The organism is Citrobacter sp. wls619, from assembly GCF_005281345.1.
GTDB lineage: Bacteria > Pseudomonadota > Gammaproteobacteria > Enterobacterales > Enterobacteriaceae > Citrobacter.
Genome location: NZ_SZXJ01000051.1, coordinates 1 through 454, shown reverse-complemented (window position 1 = coordinate 454; position 454 = coordinate 1). Strand labels below are relative to the sequence as shown.

The 454-nt window shown below is 48.5% G+C and carries 1 protein-coding gene; it reads left to right on the top strand.

The genetic code is table 11. The features are described 5' to 3' along the window. Window positions 1-177 precede the first annotated feature (177 nt). A partial coding sequence (locus tag FDX19_RS25300; RefSeq protein ID WP_212734712.1) for a hypothetical protein occupies window positions 178-454 on the top strand: 277 nt, incomplete at its 3' end.

Genomic DNA, 454 nt, shown 5'->3' with positions numbered 1-454 from the left:
TTTAGCCTTTTAGCCCTTTGGCCTTTTCCGGGCAGGCGCAGTTACCCTTAATTCCCTTTATCTTTTCGGCCCTTTTTCCCTTTCGTGGCGCAGCCGTTTTATTTTTGTTACGCAGTAACGGTACTGCACCAGATATATTATCGTTACTGCATAACGCAATCACCGGAGAACAATATAATGGTAATGGCTAACGCAGAGCGTCAGGCCCGGTATCGCCGCAGCATGCGGCAGTCTCTGGATGATAAGGCGCGGGACAGTTATCTGGATCTGACGGCGGGTAGCCACACATCAGCACCAGACTACAGCGGTGTACAGAAAAACAGGGTAAAAATGTACAAAATTATTTACCTCCAGATAATTTCAGGCAAAAAACGAGCAATACATAAGAACCACCGGATAATGACTGTTGCTATCATCCTTCCCGCCGCAGCCCGTACACCTGCGCCACATACCG